The sequence below is a fragment of the Klebsiella sp. GN_Kp190 genome (assembly GCF_040061795.1).
GTDB classification, from domain to species: Bacteria; Pseudomonadota; Gammaproteobacteria; order Enterobacterales; family Enterobacteriaceae; genus Klebsiella; species Klebsiella michiganensis.
This window is the reverse complement of the sequence record NZ_JBEAFN010000008.1, coordinates 14698-31505: the sequence shown is the minus strand read 5'-3', so window position 1 is coordinate 31505 and position 16808 is coordinate 14698. Positions and strand designations below refer to the sequence as shown.

The following is a 16808-nucleotide window of genomic DNA, read 5'->3' as shown; positions in this document are numbered from 1 at the left end:
GCAGCGAAGCTGCCCTTCTCATATCGCCGTCAGGCTTACTGCAAACGCACGATAAACGGTGAGAAAACGGCGCTGCCGCCGGCGTTTTCATGCGCGCCACGCGCGTAAATGCCCATACGCGCGCCGATCCATTTTCCCGCACCGGCGGAAAACGACGGCGTCACCTGCTGCCATTCACGCTGCGTAAACCGATAACGAAAGCGGACTATCCCGTCGTAGTCCACCCGGAACCCCAGCGCAATCTCGTTGCAACAGGCGATCGCCTCAAGTTCGATGGCTTCTTGATGCGTTTCACCGCGATCGTCTATCCATCCGTGGCACAGCGATAGATGAAGATTCGGCGCGCAGTACCTCACGCGCAGTGCGGCAAAGCGTTGGCCGTAAATCGCGACTCCCGCTTCATCGCCATCCTGAGAAAACATCGGATGAACCGCTGTCTGCACGTGAAAACGTTCAGCGGGAAATTTTTGTAGCAGCAATTGAGGTAAACGATACAGGCTGATATCGGAAGCGGTCGGCGCGCAGCGCAAGCGTAGCCCTTGCGCATGCGGCATTAGCCAGCGGCGCTGGGGGTTTGCCTGCCATTGCCATTGAAGGCCGGGCTGGCCGCACGGGAAATCGTCGCTGGTCTGCAAACAACATGGAGCAAGAGGCAGCGCGGGTAAGCGATGGAGGCTTACGGGCTGCCCCTTACCGTGATCGTCAAGGCGTTGCCCAATTTGCGGCCAGCCGTCAGCCCGCCAGCTCAGCGGCTGAAGATGCACTATGCGGCCGTACACGCCTTTATCCTGAAAGTGGAAAAACCAGTTTTCACCGTTCTCCAGTTCAACCCACGCCCCCTGATGAGGGCCATTTATCGGTGAATCTCCCTGATGCAGAACATCGCGACTTTGCCATGGACCAGATAGCCTCGGGGCGCGCATGACCGTTTGCCAGCCTCGCTTGACGCCTCCGGCCGGAGCGAATATCCAGTATTCGCCGTTGCGCTTATATAATTTGGGGCCTTCCAGAGTGGGATGGGAGGGCGTTCCGTCAACAACGATCCGGCCGTTATCCAACAGCCGGGATGCATCCGGCGCCATTTCAAAAATCTGGAGCTTGTTTTTCACCCCGCTGCGGCTGAAAGCGAAAGCGTGAATCAGCCAGGCCCGTCCATCATCGTCCCAGAACGGACAAGGGTCTATCCAGCCAGGGGAAGCGTTCAGGCAATAGGGTTCGCTCCACTCGCCTCGCGGATCCCGGGCGTGGGAAACAAAAATACCCTCGTCGGGCAAACTGTAGAAAACCCAGAACAGGCCCCCATGGAAACGAATGGAGGGCGCCCAAATCCCCTTTCCCGGCTGAACGCTGTCGTATTCAGGCGAAGGCAGGCGTTTAACAATATGGTTAACGATTTGCCAGTGGATGAGATCGCGAGAGTGGAGAAGCGGTAAGCCGGGCAATTGATGGAAACTGGAAGCCACCATCCAGAAATCATCGCCTGTGCGAATGACATCGGGATCGGCGTAATCGGCATGAATCACGGGGTTTTGATAGAACAGCGGCATAGTGGGGGACCTTTTATTGTCGACTGTTCATCGTGTTGCAATAAGCGGACCACCGGATAAAAACGCTTAATTAACAATGAAATAAAAATATCTTCAGACACAAAAAAAGCGCCCCTTGGGCGCTCTTTCGACAGTAGCTTTACGCTTATTTATTCAGTTCCGCAGTCATGTGCACGCGGTTACCGGTAAACGCTTCGGTAATTTTGTAAGATGAAGCGCCAGCAGCCTGGGCCTGAGCGGCGATTTTCGCTTCCGCACCGTCCATCGTTGCGGCGGTCGCGGTCACGGTTTCCGCAGCGAAAGAACCAAAAGAAGCGGCCAGAGCGATAACTGCGACAAAAGTTTTGATGCTTTTCATGATATAAACCCTTTACGTTAGTTGTTTGAATAAGGCGCCGTGCCTTGATGTGATAAATAGTAGCCCTCACATCGCCAAACAAAAAGCGGAAGGATTTGTTGTCATCATTCAAAAAAACTGACTTAAATTTAACCCGCGATTAACCGCTGCGGATGCGTGTAAACGGTCGCCCTGCCCGGCTTGCAGAATCCCACCAGCGTCAGGTTGCAGCGCCCGGCGACGTCAACCGCCAGCGTAGTCGCGGCAGAGACCGCAAAGAGGATTTCCACCCCGCACATGGCCGCCTTCTGCACCATTTCATAGCTGGCGCGGCTGGAGACCAGCGCCGCGCCGTTCTGCCAGGCGCCTTCTGATTCCGCGCGGTGTCCCAGGAGCTTGTCCAGCGCCACGTGGCGACCCACGTCTTCATGGCCGCCCGCGAGCTCGCCGGAAGGACTTACCCAGGCCGCGGCGTGAGTACAGCCGGTAAGGCGGCCTATCGGCTGAAAATCATGCAGGTGAGCCAGCGCGCGATCGAGATTCGCCAGATCGAACGTCTGGGTAAAGGGCAGCGGCTGCACGGGCTTCCCGATATCGTTGAGCTGCTCAACGCCGCATACGCCGCAGCCGGTGCGTCCGGCCAGCGCGCGACGGCGCTCTTTCAGTCCCATAAAGCGGCGGCTGGAGAGTTCGATTTGCACTTCCAGGCCGTTACAGGCCTGAACGACGTCCATACCATAAATCTCGCCCCGGTTTTCGATAATCCCTTCGGATAAGGAAAAGCCGACGGCGAACTGCATCAGGTCTTTCGGCGTCGCCATCATCACCACGTGCGAGATGCCATTATAAACCAGCGCAACGGGTACCTCTTCAGCTAACTCGTCTGGCTGAGGATGTTGCAAATTTTGGCGCTTCCAGAGCGATACCTGGCGATAACCTGTGATATCTGTCACATTTTCGATTTGTTCAAGAGGCTTCTTGTTCACTTTGTCTTAACCGTATTGGAACAGGCATACACACAATGTGGTATTCTGTTTATATCCCTTCGGGAACGAGGGAAATTACCCCCAATTCTGAACCTTTGCGGCCCTTACCGCAAAGCAAATAACTATACGTGACAATGTCGAAACAAGGAGCGAACCATGCAGGTCAGCAGAAGGCAGTTCTTTAAGATCTGCGCTGGCGGTATGGCAGGAACCACGGCAGCGGCGCTGGGCTTTGCGCCCGGTTTAGCGCTCGCGGAAACACGGCAGTACAAGCTGCTGCGCACCCGCGAAACCCGTAACACCTGCACTTACTGTTCCGTTGGCTGCGGGCTGTTAATGTACAGCCTCGGCGACGGCGCAAAAAATGCCAAAGCGTCTATCTTCCATATCGAAGGTGACCCGGACCATCCGGTCAACCGTGGCGCGCTCTGCCCTAAAGGGGCCGGTCTGGTGGACTTTATCCATTCCGAAAGTCGCCTGAAATTTCCGGAATACCGTGCGCCAGGCTCTGATAAATGGCAGAAAATCAGCTGGGATGAAGCGTTCGATCGCATCGCTAAGCTGATGAAAGAGGACCGCGACGCCAACTTTGTCGCGCAGAATAGCGAAGGCACCACCGTCAACCGCTGGCTGACCACCGGTATGCTGTGCGCCTCCGCCTCCAGTAACGAAACCGGTTATTTAACCCAGAAATTTACCCGCGCGCTCGGTATGCTCGCGGTCGACAACCAGGCGCGCGTCTGACACGGACCAACGGTAGCAAGTCTTGCTCCAACATTTGGTCGCGGTGCGATGACCAACCACTGGGTCGACATCAAGAACGCCAATCTCGTCGTGGTGATGGGCGGCAACGCCGCTGAAGCTCACCCGGTTGGATTCCGCTGGGCGATGGAAGCCAAGATTCGCAACGGCGCGAAGCTGATTGTGATCGATCCGCGCTTTACGCGTACCGCGGCGGTAGCTGATTTCTATACCCCAATTCGTTCCGGTACTGACATTACCTTCCTGTCAGGCGTCATCCTGTACCTGTTGAACAACGAAAAAATTAACCGTGAATATACCGAGGCTTACACCAACGCCAGCCTGATCGTGCGTGAGGATTACAGCTTTGAAGACGGTCTGTTCAGCGGCTACGACGCCGAAGCCCGCAAGTACGATAAAACGTCCTGGAACTATGAGCTGGATGAAAACGGCTTTGCCAAACGCGATACCACGCTGCAGCATCCGCGCTGCGTCTGGAACCTGCTGAAGCAGCACGTTTCCCGCTATACGCCAGAAGTTGTCGAAAATATCTGCGGAACGCCAAAAGCCGACTTCCTCAAAGTCTGCGAGTACATCGCGGAAACCAGCGCGCACGATAAAACCGCCTCGTTCCTCTACGCGCTGGGCTGGACGCAGCACTCCATCGGCGCGCAGAACATCCGCACCATGGCGATGATCCAGCTGCTGCTCGGCAATATGGGCATGGCGGGCGGCGGCGTAAACGCCCTGCGCGGCCACTCCAATATTCAGGGTCTTACCGACCTGGGGCTGCTGTCGCAGAGCCTGCCTGGCTATATGACGCTGCCGAGCGAGAAACAGACTGATCTGCAAACCTACCTCGCCGCCAACACGCCGAAACCGCTGTTGAAGGACCAGGTGAACTACTGGGGTAATTACCCGAAATTCTTCGTCTCTATGATGAAGGCCTTCTTTGGCGATAAAGCCACGGCGGAAAACAGCTGGGGCTTTGACTGGCTACCGAAGTGGGATAAGGGCTACGACGTCCTGCAATATTTCGAGATGATGAACCAGGGCAAAGTGAACGGCTATATCTGCCAGGGCTTCAACCCGGTAGCGTCGTTCCCGAACAAAAACAAGGTTGTCGCGTCGCTGTCGAAGCTTAAGTTCCTGGTGACCATCGACCCGCTCAACACCGAAACCTCCACCTTCTGGCAAAACCACGGGGAGTCGAACGACGTCGATCCGGCGAAAATCCAGACCGAAGTGTTCCGCCTGCCGTCCACCTGCTTCGCCGAAGAGAACGGTTCTATCGTTAACTCCGGCCGCTGGCTGCAGTGGCACTGGAAAGGCGCGGACGCCCCGGGGATTGCGACCACCGACGGTGAGATCCTCGCCGGTATCTTCTTACGCCTGCGCAAGATGTACGCCGAACAGGGCGGACCGGCGCCGGAACCGGTGCTGAACATGACGTGGAACTACGCCACGCCGCATGAACCAGCGTCGGAAGAAGTAGCGATGGAGAGCAACGGCAAGGCGCTGGCAGACATTACCGACCCGGCAACCGGGGCGGTGATCGTCAAGAAAGGCCAGCAGCTCAGCTCATTTGCGCAGCTGCGTGACGACGGCACGACTTCCAGCGGCTGCTGGATCTTCGCCGGTAGCTGGACGCCTGACGGCAACCAGATGGCGCGTCGCGATAACGCCGATCCATCGGGCCTCGGCAATACGCTGGGCTGGGCATGGGCGTGGCCGCTTAACCGCCGCATTCTGTATAACCGCGCCTCCGCGGACCCGCAGGGTAAACCGTGGGATCCGAAGCGCCAGCTCCTGAAATGGGACGGCGCGAAGTGGGGCGGCGTGGATATTCCAGACTACAGCGCCGCGGCGCCGGACAGCGATGTCGGGCCGTTTATCATGCAGCCGGAAGGGATGGGGCGTCTGTTCGCTATCGATAAGATGGCGGAAGGGCCGTTCCCGGAACACTACGAGCCGTTTGAAACGCCGCTGGGCACCAACCCGCTGCACCCGAACGTGGTCTCTAACCCGGCTGCTCGCGTCTTTAAAGGCGACCTTGAGCAGATGGGCAAAGCGGAGAAATTCCCTTACGTCGGTACCACTTACCGCCTGACCGAGCACTTCCACTACTGGACCAAGCACGCGCTGCTTAACGCCATCGCGCAGCCGGAACAGTTCGTGGAGATCGGCGAGAAGCTGGCGAACAAGCTCGGCATCGCCCATGGCGATACCGTGAAGGTCTCCTCTAACCGCGGCTATATCAAAGCCAAGGCGGTGGTGACCAAGCGTATTCGCACGCTGAAAGCGGACGGTAAGGATATCGATACTATCGGTATTCCGATTCACTGGGGCTACGAAGGCGTGGCGAAGAAAGGGTTTATCGCTAATACCCTGACGCCGTTTGTCGGTGATGCGAACACGCAAACGCCGGAGTTCAAGGCTTTCCTCGTGAACGTGGAAAAGGCGTAACGGAGACGAATTATGGCTTATCAATCGCAAGACATTATCCGTCGTTCCGCGACTAACGGCTTCACCCCCGCGCCCCGCGCGCGGGACCATCAGGAAGAGGTGGCGAAGCTTATCGACGTCACCACCTGTATCGGCTGTAAAGCCTGCCAGGTGGCCTGTTCCGAGTGGAACGACATCCGGGATGAAGTCGGTCACAACGTCGGGGTGTACGATAACCCCGCCGACCTGACCGCCAAATCCTGGACCGTGATGCGCTTCTCGGAAGTGGAGCAGAACGACAAACTGGAGTGGCTCATCCGTAAGGATGGCTGTATGCACTGCGCCGACCCGGGCTGCCTGAAGGCCTGCCCGGCGGAAGGGGCAATCATTCAGTACGCCAACGGCATCGTCGACTTCCAGTCCGAGCAGTGCATCGGCTGCGGCTACTGCATCGCCGGCTGCCCGTTCAACGTGCCGCGCCTAAACCCGGAAGATAACCGCGTCTACAAATGTACGCTGTGCGTGGACCGCGTTAACGTTGGCCAGGAGCCGGCGTGCGTGAAAACCTGCCCGACCGGCGCTATCCACTTTGGCTCCAAAGAGGATATGAAAACGCTGGCGGGCGAGCGCGTCGCCGAGCTGAAAACCCGCGGTTACGACAACGCGGGCCTGTACGATCCGGCAGGCGTTGGCGGCACGCACGTGATGTACGTGCTGCACCACGCCGACAAGCCGAATCTGTACCACGGCCTGCCGGAGAACCCGGAAATCAGCGCCACGGTTAAGTTCTGGAAAGGGATCTGGAAGCCTCTCGCGGCGGTCGGCTTTGCGGCCACCTTCGCCGCCAGCATCTTCCACTACGTCGGCGTCGGTCCGAACCGCGCGGAAGAGGAAGAGGACAATCTGGATGAAGAGAAAGACGAGGTGCGCAAATGAAAAGACGTGACACCATCGTGCGCTACACCGCGCCGGAGCGAATCAACCACTGGGTCACCGCCTTCTGCTTCGTGCTGGCGGCGGTGAGCGGGCTGGGCTTTTTCTTCCCGTCCTTCAACTGGCTGATGCAAATCATGGGCACCCCGCAGCTGGCGCGTATTCTGCACCCGTTCGTGGGCGTGATTATGTTTGCTTCATTCATCATCATGTTCTTCCGCTACTGGCACCACAACCTGATCAACCGGGACGATATTTTCTGGGCGAAAAATATTCGCAAGATTGTCGTCAACGAGGAAGTGGGCGACACCGGGCGCTATAACTTCGGCCAGAAATGCGTGTTCTGGGCGGCGATTATCTTCCTGGTTCTGCTGCTGGTGAGCGGCGTGATCATCTGGCGTCCGTACTTTGCGCCGGCCTTCTCCATCCCGGTTATCCGCTTCGCGCTGATGCTGCACTCCTTCTCTGCGGTGGCGCTGATTGTGGTGATTATGGTGCATATTTACGCTGCGCTGTGGGTGAAGGGCACCATTACCGCGATGGTGGAAGGCTGGGTCACGAAGACCTGGGCGAAGAAACATCACCCGCGCTGGTATCGTGAAGTCCGCGAAAAGCAGGATAAGCGCCAGTCATAGGCCCGAGCGCGTTGTTCGTCTCTGAAATGGCGTCGTATATCGACGCCATTTTTTTGCGGATAACGCGCTGTTTTGACAACGTTAGCCAGAGTGCGCCGCAGGCGGGAGCGGCACGTTTCCCGTTTCGCTTAGGCCATGGCGCAGGGCAGCTAATCCTAACGGTGCATAGTCGGGGGTATCGATATCAGGTATCGTAGCGCACACATTGCGATGTCGTGGCTATATCCCGTATGCCGATTGCGGTTATCATTAATGACATCACCAGAGCGGGCGCATGATGCCCGCCAAATCGCAGAGCGGACGCGACCATCGCCGAATCTGCTGAAACCAGGAAGTGACTGAATGAGCATTCGTATCATCCCGCAAGATGAGCTGGAAAAGAGCGAGAAACGCGCGACGGATATGATCCCGCCGTTGTTGTTTCCCCGGCTCAAAAATTTATATAACCGTCGCGCCGAACGCCTGCGCGAACTGGCTGAAAATAACCCGCTGGGTGATTACCTGCGCTTTGCCGCGCTTATCGCCCACGCGCAGGAAGTGGTGCTGTACGACCATCCGCTGCAGATGGATCTCACCGCGCGCATCAAAGAAGCGAACGACCAGGGTAAACCGCCGCTGGATATCCACGTTTTGCCGCGCGATAAGCACTGGCACAAGCTGCTGCATTCGCTGATTGCCGAACTGAAGCCGGAGATGAGCGGCCCGGCGCTGGCGGTCATCGAGAATCTGGAAAAAGCCTCCGAGCAGGAGCTGGAACTGATGGCAAGCGCGCTGTTTGCGTCCGATTTTGCCTCTGTCAGCAGCGATAAAGCGCCGTTTATCTGGGCCGCGCTTTCGCTCTATTGGGCGCAGATGGCCAGCCTGATCCCCGGAAAGGCCCGCGCTGAATATGGTGAACAGCGTCAGTTCTGCCCGGTTTGCGGCTCGATGCCGGTCTCCAGCATGGTGCAAATTGGTACCACACAGGGCCTGCGCTATCTGCACTGCAACCTGTGCGAAACCGAATGGCACGTGGTGCGCGTGAAGTGCAGCAACTGCGAACAGACGCGCGATCTGCACTACTGGTCACTGGATAACGAGCAGTCGGCGATTAAAGCCGAAACCTGCGGCGACTGCGGTACCTACCTGAAGATTCTCTATCAGGAAAAAGACCCAAAAGTGGAGGCCGTAGCCGACGACCTCGCCTCGCTGGTACTGGACGCACGGATGGAACAAGAGGGCTTCGCCCGCAGCTCCATCAACCCGTTCCTGTTCCCTGGCGAAGGGGAATAACGGCAGGCATCATGTCGGGCGGCGCCTGCTGCCCGGCTCACCATTGATAATGGCGTAAACACTCCCGGTATGCCGGCAAAATCTTTGGTTTTGCGAGCCGCTTTCCAGAATCACTTCCCGACGAAAATCCCCGGTTTTCTTTTGCTCACAATCAGGCTATAACACTGTATATCCAAACAGCTTAAGGGAATGAAAAATGGCGCTTGAAAAGGGTATCGCAGAGCTGGTGCGGGAATTTATCGATGCGGGCCGCCCCTCATCGCGCGAACAGAATATTGATGACCGGAGACGCGGCTATCTCGCCAGTACGGTACTAGCTGGGGAACAGGAAAAGCGCGTTCAGGTAGAAGATATCGAGCTCGACGGCATGGCATTTCGCGTTGTCTCTCCCCTTAACGCTTCCGGCGCACTGCCTGCCATTATCTATTTCCACGGTGGCTGCTTTATCAGCGGCGGTTTCGCCACGCATGACCATCAGCTCCGCCAGCTGGCATACCACAGCGGCTGCCGCGTTATCGCCGTGCAATACCGGCTGGCGCCGGAGCATACTTTCCCTGCCGCCCATGACGATGCGGAGAGAGGCGCGCTGATTATTCACCGCCGCGCGGAGCAGTTAGGCATCGACGCTTCCCGTATTACGCTGGCTGGCGACAGCGCCGGGGGACACCTGGTATTAGTGACCGCCCTGCGGCTCAAAACAGCACAGGCCTGGCAACCCGCGCAGCTGGTTTTGATTTACCCGATGCTGGACGCCACCGCCAGCATGAAGAGCTATATCGATAACGGTAAAGATTACATCATCACCGAAGATACCCTGCTCAGCGGCTATGAAATGTACCTTTCCGCGACGGCGCTCCACCATCCGGAAGCCAGCCCGCTGTGGCGTAAAGACTTTCACGGCTTACCGCCGGCGCATATTCTGACTGCGGAATACGACCCTCTGCGTGATGAAGGCGAAGCGCTTTACCAGCGCCTGCTTGAACAGGGCGTTGACTGCACCTGTCAGCGTTATCTCGGGGTGATTCACGGCTTCTTTCAGCTGGGCGGCATCAGCCCGGCGGCAGGCAGCGCGATGAGAGATATCGCCTGGCGGGTTAAAACACCAGGCCGATAGTTAAGCGTAAAGGGAGACTACTCCTCTTCGTTACCGCCCTCTTCATAGGGGCCGAACGGTTTCGCGGGAAGAACAATATAGATACCCTCAAAAACCGCGCCCAGCCGCTCGTCGCCAAATAGCTCAACCTGCAGCTGAACGCGCGCTTTGCGGCCTCGCGCCAGCCGGTCAAGATCGCCGCTTAACGAGCCAAGATCGGCAACGGCGCTGGGGCGTCCGCTAATAGGCTGACTGTAGCGGATATGCGCATCGGCAAGAATAATTGTGCCGCCAAGATGCCGCTCGCGCAGCATCAGCCAGATAAGCCCCCAGCCGGTTAACGTTGCCTGAGAAAACAGGCTGCCGGCGAACAGCGTATGGTGCGGGTTCTGGTTACCGGCTTCCGGCATGGTGGTGATAAACTTTTGCCCGGTATACTGCTGAATGCGCACGCCCATTTTCTCGCTGAGAGGGATGTGCTGATACCAGGCCTGCTGCAGCTGAGCGCACCAGTCGCCGCGATGTAAAATATCGTCCAGCGAGGCTATCGGCTTAATCATCAGAAAATGACGGATCGGCGTGGTCGTCGGCGTCGTGATTTCGCCCTGGTTCACAAAACCGAGCTTAGCGAAGAACTCCACTGCATCTTCGCGGGCGCTACAGGTCACGCGCTTAACGCCTTCCTGACGGGCGACGGACTCCAGCGTCATCGCCATCAGGGTTCCCAGCCCTTTATCCTGTACTGACGGATGGACGGCCATAAAACGGATAGAAGCTTCGTTTTCCGCATTCACATACAGCCGCCCGACGGCAACCAGATTGCCCTCTTCATCGACCACCATTTGATGGTGCGCCATCGCATCCCACGCATCGCGCTCGGACCCTTTCGGCTGATGCAGCGGCTTACGCAGCATCTCCCAGCGGAACTGGTAGTAGCTCTCTAACTCTTCTTCTGTTTGCGGTACACGAAGGTGATACATAGCTGTACTCTCTTTTGTTACCCGCAGCCTGCCCGGAAGCTGGCTCATACCTGCAACCAAAAGGTCACGGGACCATCATTCACCAGAGAAACCTGCATATCGGCAGCAAATCTCCCGGTCTGCGTATTCATTTGCTGCTGGCGGCAGCGCTCAACAAAATACTCGTACAGCGCTTCCGCTTTATCCGGTGCAGCCCCTTTCGAAAAACCAGGACGCATCCCGCGTTCGGTATCGGCTGCCAGCGTAAACTGCGAAACCACCAGCACGCTGCCGCCAGCCTGCTGCACGTTCAGATTCATTTTGCCTTCAGCATCGCTAAAAATACGGTATCCCAGCACGCGCTCGCACAGGCGGTTCGCCTTTTGCTCATCATCGTCTCTCTCGACGCCTAACAGCACCAGAAGCCCGGGGCCGATTTCGCCCGTCACTTCACCCTCCACGGTAACGCTAGCTCGGGATACGCGTTGAATTAATGCAATCATGATTGTTCTGTTTCTTCTTTTTTCAGTTTGCGGTATTCACCGAGAGTGACAGTAATTTCAGCGCCAAGCAAGACGATACACCACGTCCAGTACACCCAGACAAACAAAATAGGCACCACGGCAAGCACGCCATAAATCAGCTGATATGACGGGAACGCAGTGATATATAAAGCAAAAGCTTTCTTACCCGCCTCAAAGAGCAGCGCCGCGACCAGGGAACCGATTATCGCATCGCGGTTACGCACCTCGGCCGTCGGCACAATGCTGTAAAGCAGCCAGAATGCTACCCAGGATAAAATGAGCGGAAAAATACGCAGCACATCGTCAATCACGCTATTCAGGTCGCTGGCCCAGCGTAACGACAGGAGATAGGAGCTGATCGCCAGGCTGGCCCCCGCCAGCAGCGGCCCCAGGGTAAGGATCATCCAATAAACCGCAAAGGAGTAGGTTTTGGGCCGGGTTCGGGTACTGCGCCAGATGGTGTTCAACGCGCTATCAATCGAATACATCAGCAGCAGCGATGTCACAATCAGGCCGAAAGCGCCCACGGCGGTCATCCGGCTGGAGTTGGCGACAAACTGCTCAATATAGCCCTGAATGACATCTCCGGTTGCCGGAATGAAATTGGCGAAAATAAAGTGGCGAATCTGAATACTGACATCAGAAAACATCGGAAATGCCGCGAACAGCGCGAACACGACGGCAATCAGCGGCACAAGGGAGAGTAACGACACGTAGGCAAGATTGCCTGCCAGGGTCGTCATATTATCTTCATCAATACGCCGCCATAACAGCTTTAGCCAGGCGACCAGCGGCCGCAGATGGCGCGTTGTTTTTTGATGAACGGTTTTTAGCATAGCTGTTTAGCAAAGTAGTTGGGGATGGTTTCCTTCCCGGTCACCAGAATACTGGTTATGCCCAGCTGGTTAGCCCCGGCGATATTGTCCGCGTTATCATCGAAGAAGACCGTATCGTCAGCAGCGAAACCTTCAGCGTCGAGGACGCTCTGATAGATCCGCGCTTCCGGTTTACGCATCCCCATCTCTTGAGAAAGATAGATATGATCAGCAACGGCGCGTATCTCAGGGTACTCATCCGGCCAGAAAGTCGTATGCAAACGGTTCGTGTTGGACAGAACCACAACCCGATGCCCCTGCTCGCGTAATTTTTGCATAATCGCGATAACCTCCGGGCGCAGGGCAACGAAAACTGCCTGCCAGCCGTGGGAGAACTGCTCGTAGCTTAGCGACATGTTCATTTCATGGCACATCGCCGCCGCAAAATCTTCGTCGCTGATTTCACCGCGCTCATGCTGGTGGAACGCTTCGCCCATGGTGAAATGCTGCTGCAGCGTCGCAAGGGGAATGCGCGTTAAATCACTCCACGTCCCGAGCACCCGGTTGAAGTCAATATCGACAATCACATTACCTAAATCAAAGATATAGAGCATGGTCCTCTCCTTTTGCACCGTGGAAAATTAACTGTAGCGGGAAAGGGGGAGTTTGACTACGGGCGGCAGGGCTTTGTACAAAAAAGAAACCCTGCCATTGAGGCAGGGTTCAGATAGCAGAAAGAAGCGTTAATTAATCTTCTTTCGCACCGCGCATCGCGCGTTTACGGTCGTTCTCGGTCAGGTGACGTTTACGGATACGGACAGAAGTCGGGGTGACTTCTACCAGTTCGTCGTCATCGATGAACTCCAGAGCCTGCTCCAGGGTCATCTTAACCGGCGGAACCAGAACCGTTGCTTCGTCAGTACCGGACGCACGCATGTTGGTCAGTTTCTTACCGGTCAGGCAGTTTACCGTCAGGTCGTTAGAACGACTGTGAATACCGATAATCTGGCCTTCGTAAACTTCTGCGCCGTGGCCCAGGAACAGCTTACCGCGATCCTGCAGGCTGAACAGTGCGAACGCAACCGCTTTACCCTGGCCGTTGGAGATCAGAACACCGTTCTGACGCTGACCCACATCACCCGCACGAACGTCGTCGTAGTGGCTGAAGGTGGAGTACAGCAGACCGGTACCGGAGGTCATGGTCATGAATTCTGAACGGAAGCCGATCAGACCACGGCTTGGGATCACGTAGTCGAGACGTACGCGGCCTTTGCCATCTGGATTCATGTTTTTCAGATCGCCTTTACGCTCACCCAGCGCCTGCATCACAGAACCCTGGTGCTGCTCTTCAACGTCCAGCGTGACGTTTTCGAACGGCTCTTGCTTACGGCCATCGATTTCGCGGAAGATAACTTTCGGACGGGAAACCGCCATTTCGAAACCTTCACGACGCATGTTCTCGATAAGAACGGACAGGTGCAGTTCACCACGGCCAGAAACGCGGAATGCGTCTGCATCCGGCGTTTCTTCAACGCGCAGCGCGACGTTATGTACCAGCTCTTTGTTCAGGCGGTCAAGGATCTGACGAGAGGTAACGTACTTACCTTCTTTACCACAGAACGGCGAGGTGTTAACGCAGAAGAACATAGAGACGGTCGGCTCATCAACGGACAGCGCCGGCAGCGCTTCAACATTCTGCGTATCGCAGATGGTGTCAGAGATGTTCAGTTCGCCCAGACCGGTGATCGCGATAATATCGCCAGCTTCTGCGACGTCGCTCTCGATACGCTCAAGGCCCAGATGGGTCAGAACTTTACCGACTTTACCGTTACGGGTTTTGCCTTCGCTATCAATGATGGTGACCTGCTGGTTCGGCTTCACTTTACCGCGCTTGATGCGGCCGATGCCGATGACGCCAACGTAGTTGTTGTAGTCCAGCTGGGAGATTTGCATCTGCAGCGGGCCATCAAGGTCAACGTTCGGCGCCGGTACGCGATCGACGATGGTTTGATACAGCGGCGTCATGTCTTCAGCCATATCTTCGTGATCCAGACCCGCGATACCGTTCAGCGCAGAAGCGTAAACGATAGGGAAGTCCAGCTGCTCGTCGGTAGCGTCGAGGTTAACGAACAGGTCGAATACCTGATCGACAACCCAGTCAGGACGCGCGCCCGGACGGTCAACTTTGTTGATAACAACAATTGGCTTCAGGCCATGAGCAAAGGCTTTTTTGGTCACGAAGCGCGTTTGCGGCATCGGACCATCCATTGCATCAACGACCAACAGAACGGAATCAACCATGGACATGACACGTTCAACTTCACCACCGAAGTCGGCGTGCCCTGGGGTATCAACGATGTTGATACGGTAGTCATTCCATTTGATAGCGGTGTTTTTAGCCAGGATGGTAATCCCGCGCTCTTTCTCCAAATCGTTGGAGTCCATCACTCGCTCTTGAGTTTCGGCACGCGCGTCGAACGTACCGGATTGCTGTAGCAGCTTATCAACCAGGGTAGTTTTACCATGGTCAACGTGCGCGATGATGGCGATATTACGCAAATTTTCGATCACAACTTTGCCTCAGGCATTAGAAATAGCGCGTTATTGTACACGGATTAATCGCAGTACAAAACAGGATCACAAACATCCTCCGCAAACAAGTATTGCAGAGATTCTTTGTGATCGCTTTCACGGAGCGTTAAAAGGGTTATTAAAGGTCAATTGCACCAAATAAGTGCCCAATGTTCACACAAATGCACTATATTGGTGCAATGCATTCATTTTGGTGCAGCCCTTTTGCACGATGATGTGCATGATAACGCCTTTTGGGGGCAATTTAAAAGTTGGCACAGATTTCGCTTTATATTTTTTAAGGCAACAACGCCACTTTTCGTAGTTAAAAAGTTTTCGTTTCCACGACGACAATGACCAATCCGGGAGAGTTTAAGTATGTCCGCTGAACACGTTTTGACGATGCTGAACGAGCATGAAGTGAAGTTTGTCGATCTGCGCTTCACCGATACCAAAGGTAAAGAACAGCACGTTACTATTCCTTCTCATCAGGTAAATGCCGAATTCTTCGAAGAAGGCAAAATGTTTGATGGCTCCTCGATTGGCGGCTGGAAAGGTATTAACGAATCCGACATGGTCCTGATGCCGGATGCAACCACCGCGCTGATCGATCCGTTCTATGAAGAACCGACGCTGATCATCCGCTGCGACATCCTGGAACCCGGCACGCTGCAGGGCTATGACCGTGACCCGCGCTCCATTGCTAAGCGCGCTGAAGAGTATCTGCGCTCTACCGGCCTGGCTGACACCGTACTGTTCGGGCCAGAACCAGAATTCTTCCTGTTCGACGACATCCGTTTTGGTGCGTCCATCTCCGGTTCCCACGTTGCTATCGATGATATCGAAGGCGCATGGAACTCCTCCACCAAATACGAAGGCGGCAACAAAGGCCACCGTCCGGGCGTGAAAGGCGGTTACTTCCCGGTTCCGCCGGTAGACTCCTCTCAGGATATCCGCTCCACCATGTGTATGATCATGGAAGAGATGGGCCTGGTTGTTGAAGCTCACCACCACGAAGTGGCGACTGCGGGTCAGAACGAAATCGCTACCCGCTTTAACACCATGACCAAAAAAGCGGACGAAATTCAGATTTACAAATACGTTGTGCACAACGTCGCACACCGTTTCGGCAAAACCGCGACCTTCATGCCAAAACCGATGTTTGGCGATAACGGCTCCGGTATGCACTGCCACATGTCCCTCTCCAAGAACGGCGTAAACCTGTTCTCTGGCGACAAATACGCAGGCCTGTCTGAACAAGCGCTGTACTACATCGGCGGCGTTATCAAACACGCGAAAGCGATTAACGCCCTGGCTAACCCGACCACCAACTCCTACAAGCGTCTGGTCCCGGGTTACGAAGCGCCGGTTATGCTGGCTTACTCTGCCCGTAACCGTTCCGCGTCTATCCGTATTCCGGTTGTCACCTCTCCGAAAGCGCGCCGTATCGAAGTTCGCTTCCCGGACCCGGCGGCTAACCCGTACCTGTGCTTCGCTGCGCTGCTGATGGCTGGCCTTGACGGTATCAAGAACAAAATCCATCCGGGCGAAGCCATGGATAAAAACCTGTACGATCTGCCGCCGGAAGAAGCGAAAGAGATCCCACAGGTTGCAGGTTCTCTGGAAGAAGCACTGAACGCGCTGGACGCAGACCGTGAATTCCTGACCGCCGGTGGCGTATTCACCAACGACGCTATCGATGCTTACATCGCCCTGCGTATTGAAGAAAACGACCGCGTACGTATGACTCCGCACCCGGTTGAGTTCGAGCTGTACTACAGCGTCTAATTTTGCTGTAAATCCGCGGTATTCCGTGTTGTGGCGTGGGATACCAAGGATGTTTTGTTGCCGTGGAAACTTTCAGCCCATCTCAGGATGGGCTTTTTTCTCCACCAACACGCTGATCTCATGAGCTTTTTATACATAAAAAGCTATACTGCACTAAAATAG

At 55.8% G+C, this 16808-nt stretch carries 14 protein-coding genes; 6 read left to right on the top strand and 8 right to left on the bottom strand.

Annotated elements, in window-relative coordinates:
• Nucleotides 1–35: 35 nt before the first annotated feature.
• The 3 genes from ABLU67_RS05730 to fdhD form a co-directional block, all read right to left on the bottom strand.
• The gene (locus ABLU67_RS05730; protein WP_064406173.1) at nt 36–1547 is read right to left on the bottom strand and encodes a glycoside hydrolase 43 family protein; all 1512 of its coding nucleotides are present in this window, start codon (nt 1545–1547) and stop codon (nt 36–38) included.
• 145 nt (nt 1548–1692) lie between these two features.
• Nucleotides 1693–1905 carry a YdgH/BhsA/McbA-like domain containing protein gene (locus ABLU67_RS05725; RefSeq protein WP_004127125.1) on the bottom strand — a complete coding sequence of 71 codons (213 nt, stop codon included), beginning with the start codon at nt 1903–1905 and terminating at the stop codon, nt 1693–1695.
• 128 nt (nt 1906–2033) lie between these two features.
• The gene (gene fdhD, locus ABLU67_RS05720) at nt 2034–2870 is read right to left on the bottom strand and encodes a formate dehydrogenase accessory sulfurtransferase FdhD (RefSeq protein ID WP_014227378.1); all 837 of its coding nucleotides are present in this window, start codon (nt 2868–2870) and stop codon (nt 2034–2036) included.
• Between the two features lie 156 nt (nt 2871–3026).
• Here fdhD and fdnG point away from each other — a divergent pair, with 156 nt between their 5' ends.
• The 5 genes from fdnG (at nt 3027) to ABLU67_RS05695 (ending at nt 10010) form a co-directional block, all read left to right on the top strand.
• Nucleotides 3027–6077, top strand: a complete 3051-nt coding sequence (fdnG, locus tag ABLU67_RS05715; RefSeq protein WP_014837000.1) for a formate dehydrogenase-N subunit alpha — start codon at nt 3027–3029, stop codon at nt 6075–6077.
• A gap of 12 nt (nt 6078–6089) precedes the next feature.
• A complete protein-coding gene (gene fdxH / locus ABLU67_RS05710; protein ID WP_014227375.1) occupies nt 6090–6992 on the top strand; it encodes a formate dehydrogenase subunit beta in 903 nt (300 codons plus the stop codon).
• On the top strand, nt 6989–7624 hold the full coding sequence (fdoI, locus tag ABLU67_RS05705; RefSeq protein ID WP_004107380.1) for a formate dehydrogenase cytochrome b556 subunit: 636 nt from the start codon (nt 6989–6991) through the stop codon (nt 7622–7624). The genes fdxH and fdoI overlap by 4 nt, the downstream gene beginning before the upstream one ends.
• A gap of 342 nt (nt 7625–7966) precedes the next feature.
• Complete coding sequence (gene fdhE, locus ABLU67_RS05700; RefSeq protein WP_004132861.1) at nt 7967–8896, top strand: formate dehydrogenase accessory protein FdhE; 930 nt, start codon at nt 7967–7969, stop codon at nt 8894–8896.
• 196 nt (nt 8897–9092) lie between these two features.
• Complete coding sequence (locus ABLU67_RS05695; protein ID WP_348852192.1) at nt 9093–10010, top strand: alpha/beta hydrolase; 918 nt, start codon at nt 9093–9095, stop codon at nt 10008–10010.
• Between the two features lie 17 nt (nt 10011–10027).
• Here ABLU67_RS05695 and fabY read toward each other — a convergent pair whose 3' ends face one another.
• The 5 genes from fabY to typA all read right to left on the bottom strand — a co-directional run bounded on the left by fabY (nt 10028) and on the right by typA (nt 14858).
• The gene (gene fabY, locus ABLU67_RS05690; protein ID WP_009652900.1) at nt 10028–10969 is read right to left on the bottom strand and encodes a fatty acid biosynthesis protein FabY; all 942 of its coding nucleotides are present in this window, start codon (nt 10967–10969) and stop codon (nt 10028–10030) included.
• Nucleotides 10970–11013: 44 nt separating this feature from the next.
• Entirely contained in the window at nt 11014–11451 is a 438-nt protein-coding gene (dtd, locus tag ABLU67_RS05685; RefSeq protein WP_014227372.1) for a D-aminoacyl-tRNA deacylase, read from the bottom strand.
• Nucleotides 11448–12308, bottom strand: a complete 861-nt coding sequence (locus ABLU67_RS05680; RefSeq protein ID WP_004127107.1) for a virulence factor BrkB family protein — start codon at nt 12306–12308, stop codon at nt 11448–11450. The genes dtd and ABLU67_RS05680 overlap by 4 nt, the downstream gene beginning before the upstream one ends.
• Nucleotides 12302–12901 carry a glucose-1-phosphatase gene (yihX, locus tag ABLU67_RS05675; protein WP_004127106.1) on the bottom strand — a complete coding sequence of 200 codons (600 nt, stop codon included), beginning with the start codon at nt 12899–12901 and terminating at the stop codon, nt 12302–12304. The genes ABLU67_RS05680 and yihX overlap by 7 nt, the downstream gene beginning before the upstream one ends.
• Before the next feature lie 133 nt (nt 12902–13034).
• Nucleotides 13035–14858, bottom strand: coding sequence for a ribosome-dependent GTPase TypA (gene typA, locus ABLU67_RS05670; RefSeq protein ID WP_004127103.1), 1824 nt, complete (start codon nt 14856–14858; stop codon nt 13035–13037).
• A 378-nt stretch (nt 14859–15236) separates the two neighbouring features.
• Between typA and glnA the strand changes: the two genes are divergently transcribed.
• Nucleotides 15237–16646: a glutamate--ammonia ligase gene (gene glnA / locus ABLU67_RS05665; protein WP_004127100.1), complete on the top strand. Its 1410-nt coding sequence runs from the start codon at nt 15237–15239 to the stop codon at nt 16644–16646.
• Nucleotides 16647–16808 lie beyond the last annotated feature (162 nt).

Bases quoted from the DNA above. Each gene is read 5' to 3' on its own strand.
- fdhE (WP_004132861.1), top strand. From the start codon at position 7,967: ATGAGCATTCGTATCATCCCGCAAGATGAGCTGGAAAAGAGCGAGAAA.
- fdxH (WP_014227375.1), top strand. From the start codon at position 6,090: ATGGCTTATCAATCGCAAGACATTATCCGTCGTTCCGCGACTAACGGC.
- ABLU67_RS05680 (WP_004127107.1), bottom strand. From the start codon at position 12,308: ATGCTAAAAACCGTTCATCAAAAAACAACGCGCCATCTGCGGCCGCTG.
- fabY (WP_009652900.1), bottom strand. From the start codon at position 10,969: ATGTATCACCTTCGTGTACCGCAAACAGAAGAAGAGTTAGAGAGCTAC.
- yihX (WP_004127106.1), bottom strand. From the start codon at position 12,901: ATGCTCTATATCTTTGATTTAGGTAATGTGATTGTCGATATTGACTTC.
- ABLU67_RS05730 (WP_064406173.1), bottom strand. From the start codon at position 1,547: ATGCCGCTGTTCTATCAAAACCCCGTGATTCATGCCGATTACGCCGAT.
- fdoI (WP_004107380.1), top strand. From the start codon at position 6,989: ATGAAAAGACGTGACACCATCGTGCGCTACACCGCGCCGGAGCGAATC.
- ABLU67_RS05695 (WP_348852192.1), top strand. From the start codon at position 9,093: ATGGCGCTTGAAAAGGGTATCGCAGAGCTGGTGCGGGAATTTATCGAT.
- ABLU67_RS05725 (WP_004127125.1), bottom strand. From the start codon at position 1,905: ATGAAAAGCATCAAAACTTTTGTCGCAGTTATCGCTCTGGCCGCTTCT.
- dtd (WP_014227372.1), bottom strand. From the start codon at position 11,451: ATGATTGCATTAATTCAACGCGTATCCCGAGCTAGCGTTACCGTGGAG.
- glnA (WP_004127100.1), top strand. From the start codon at position 15,237: ATGTCCGCTGAACACGTTTTGACGATGCTGAACGAGCATGAAGTGAAG.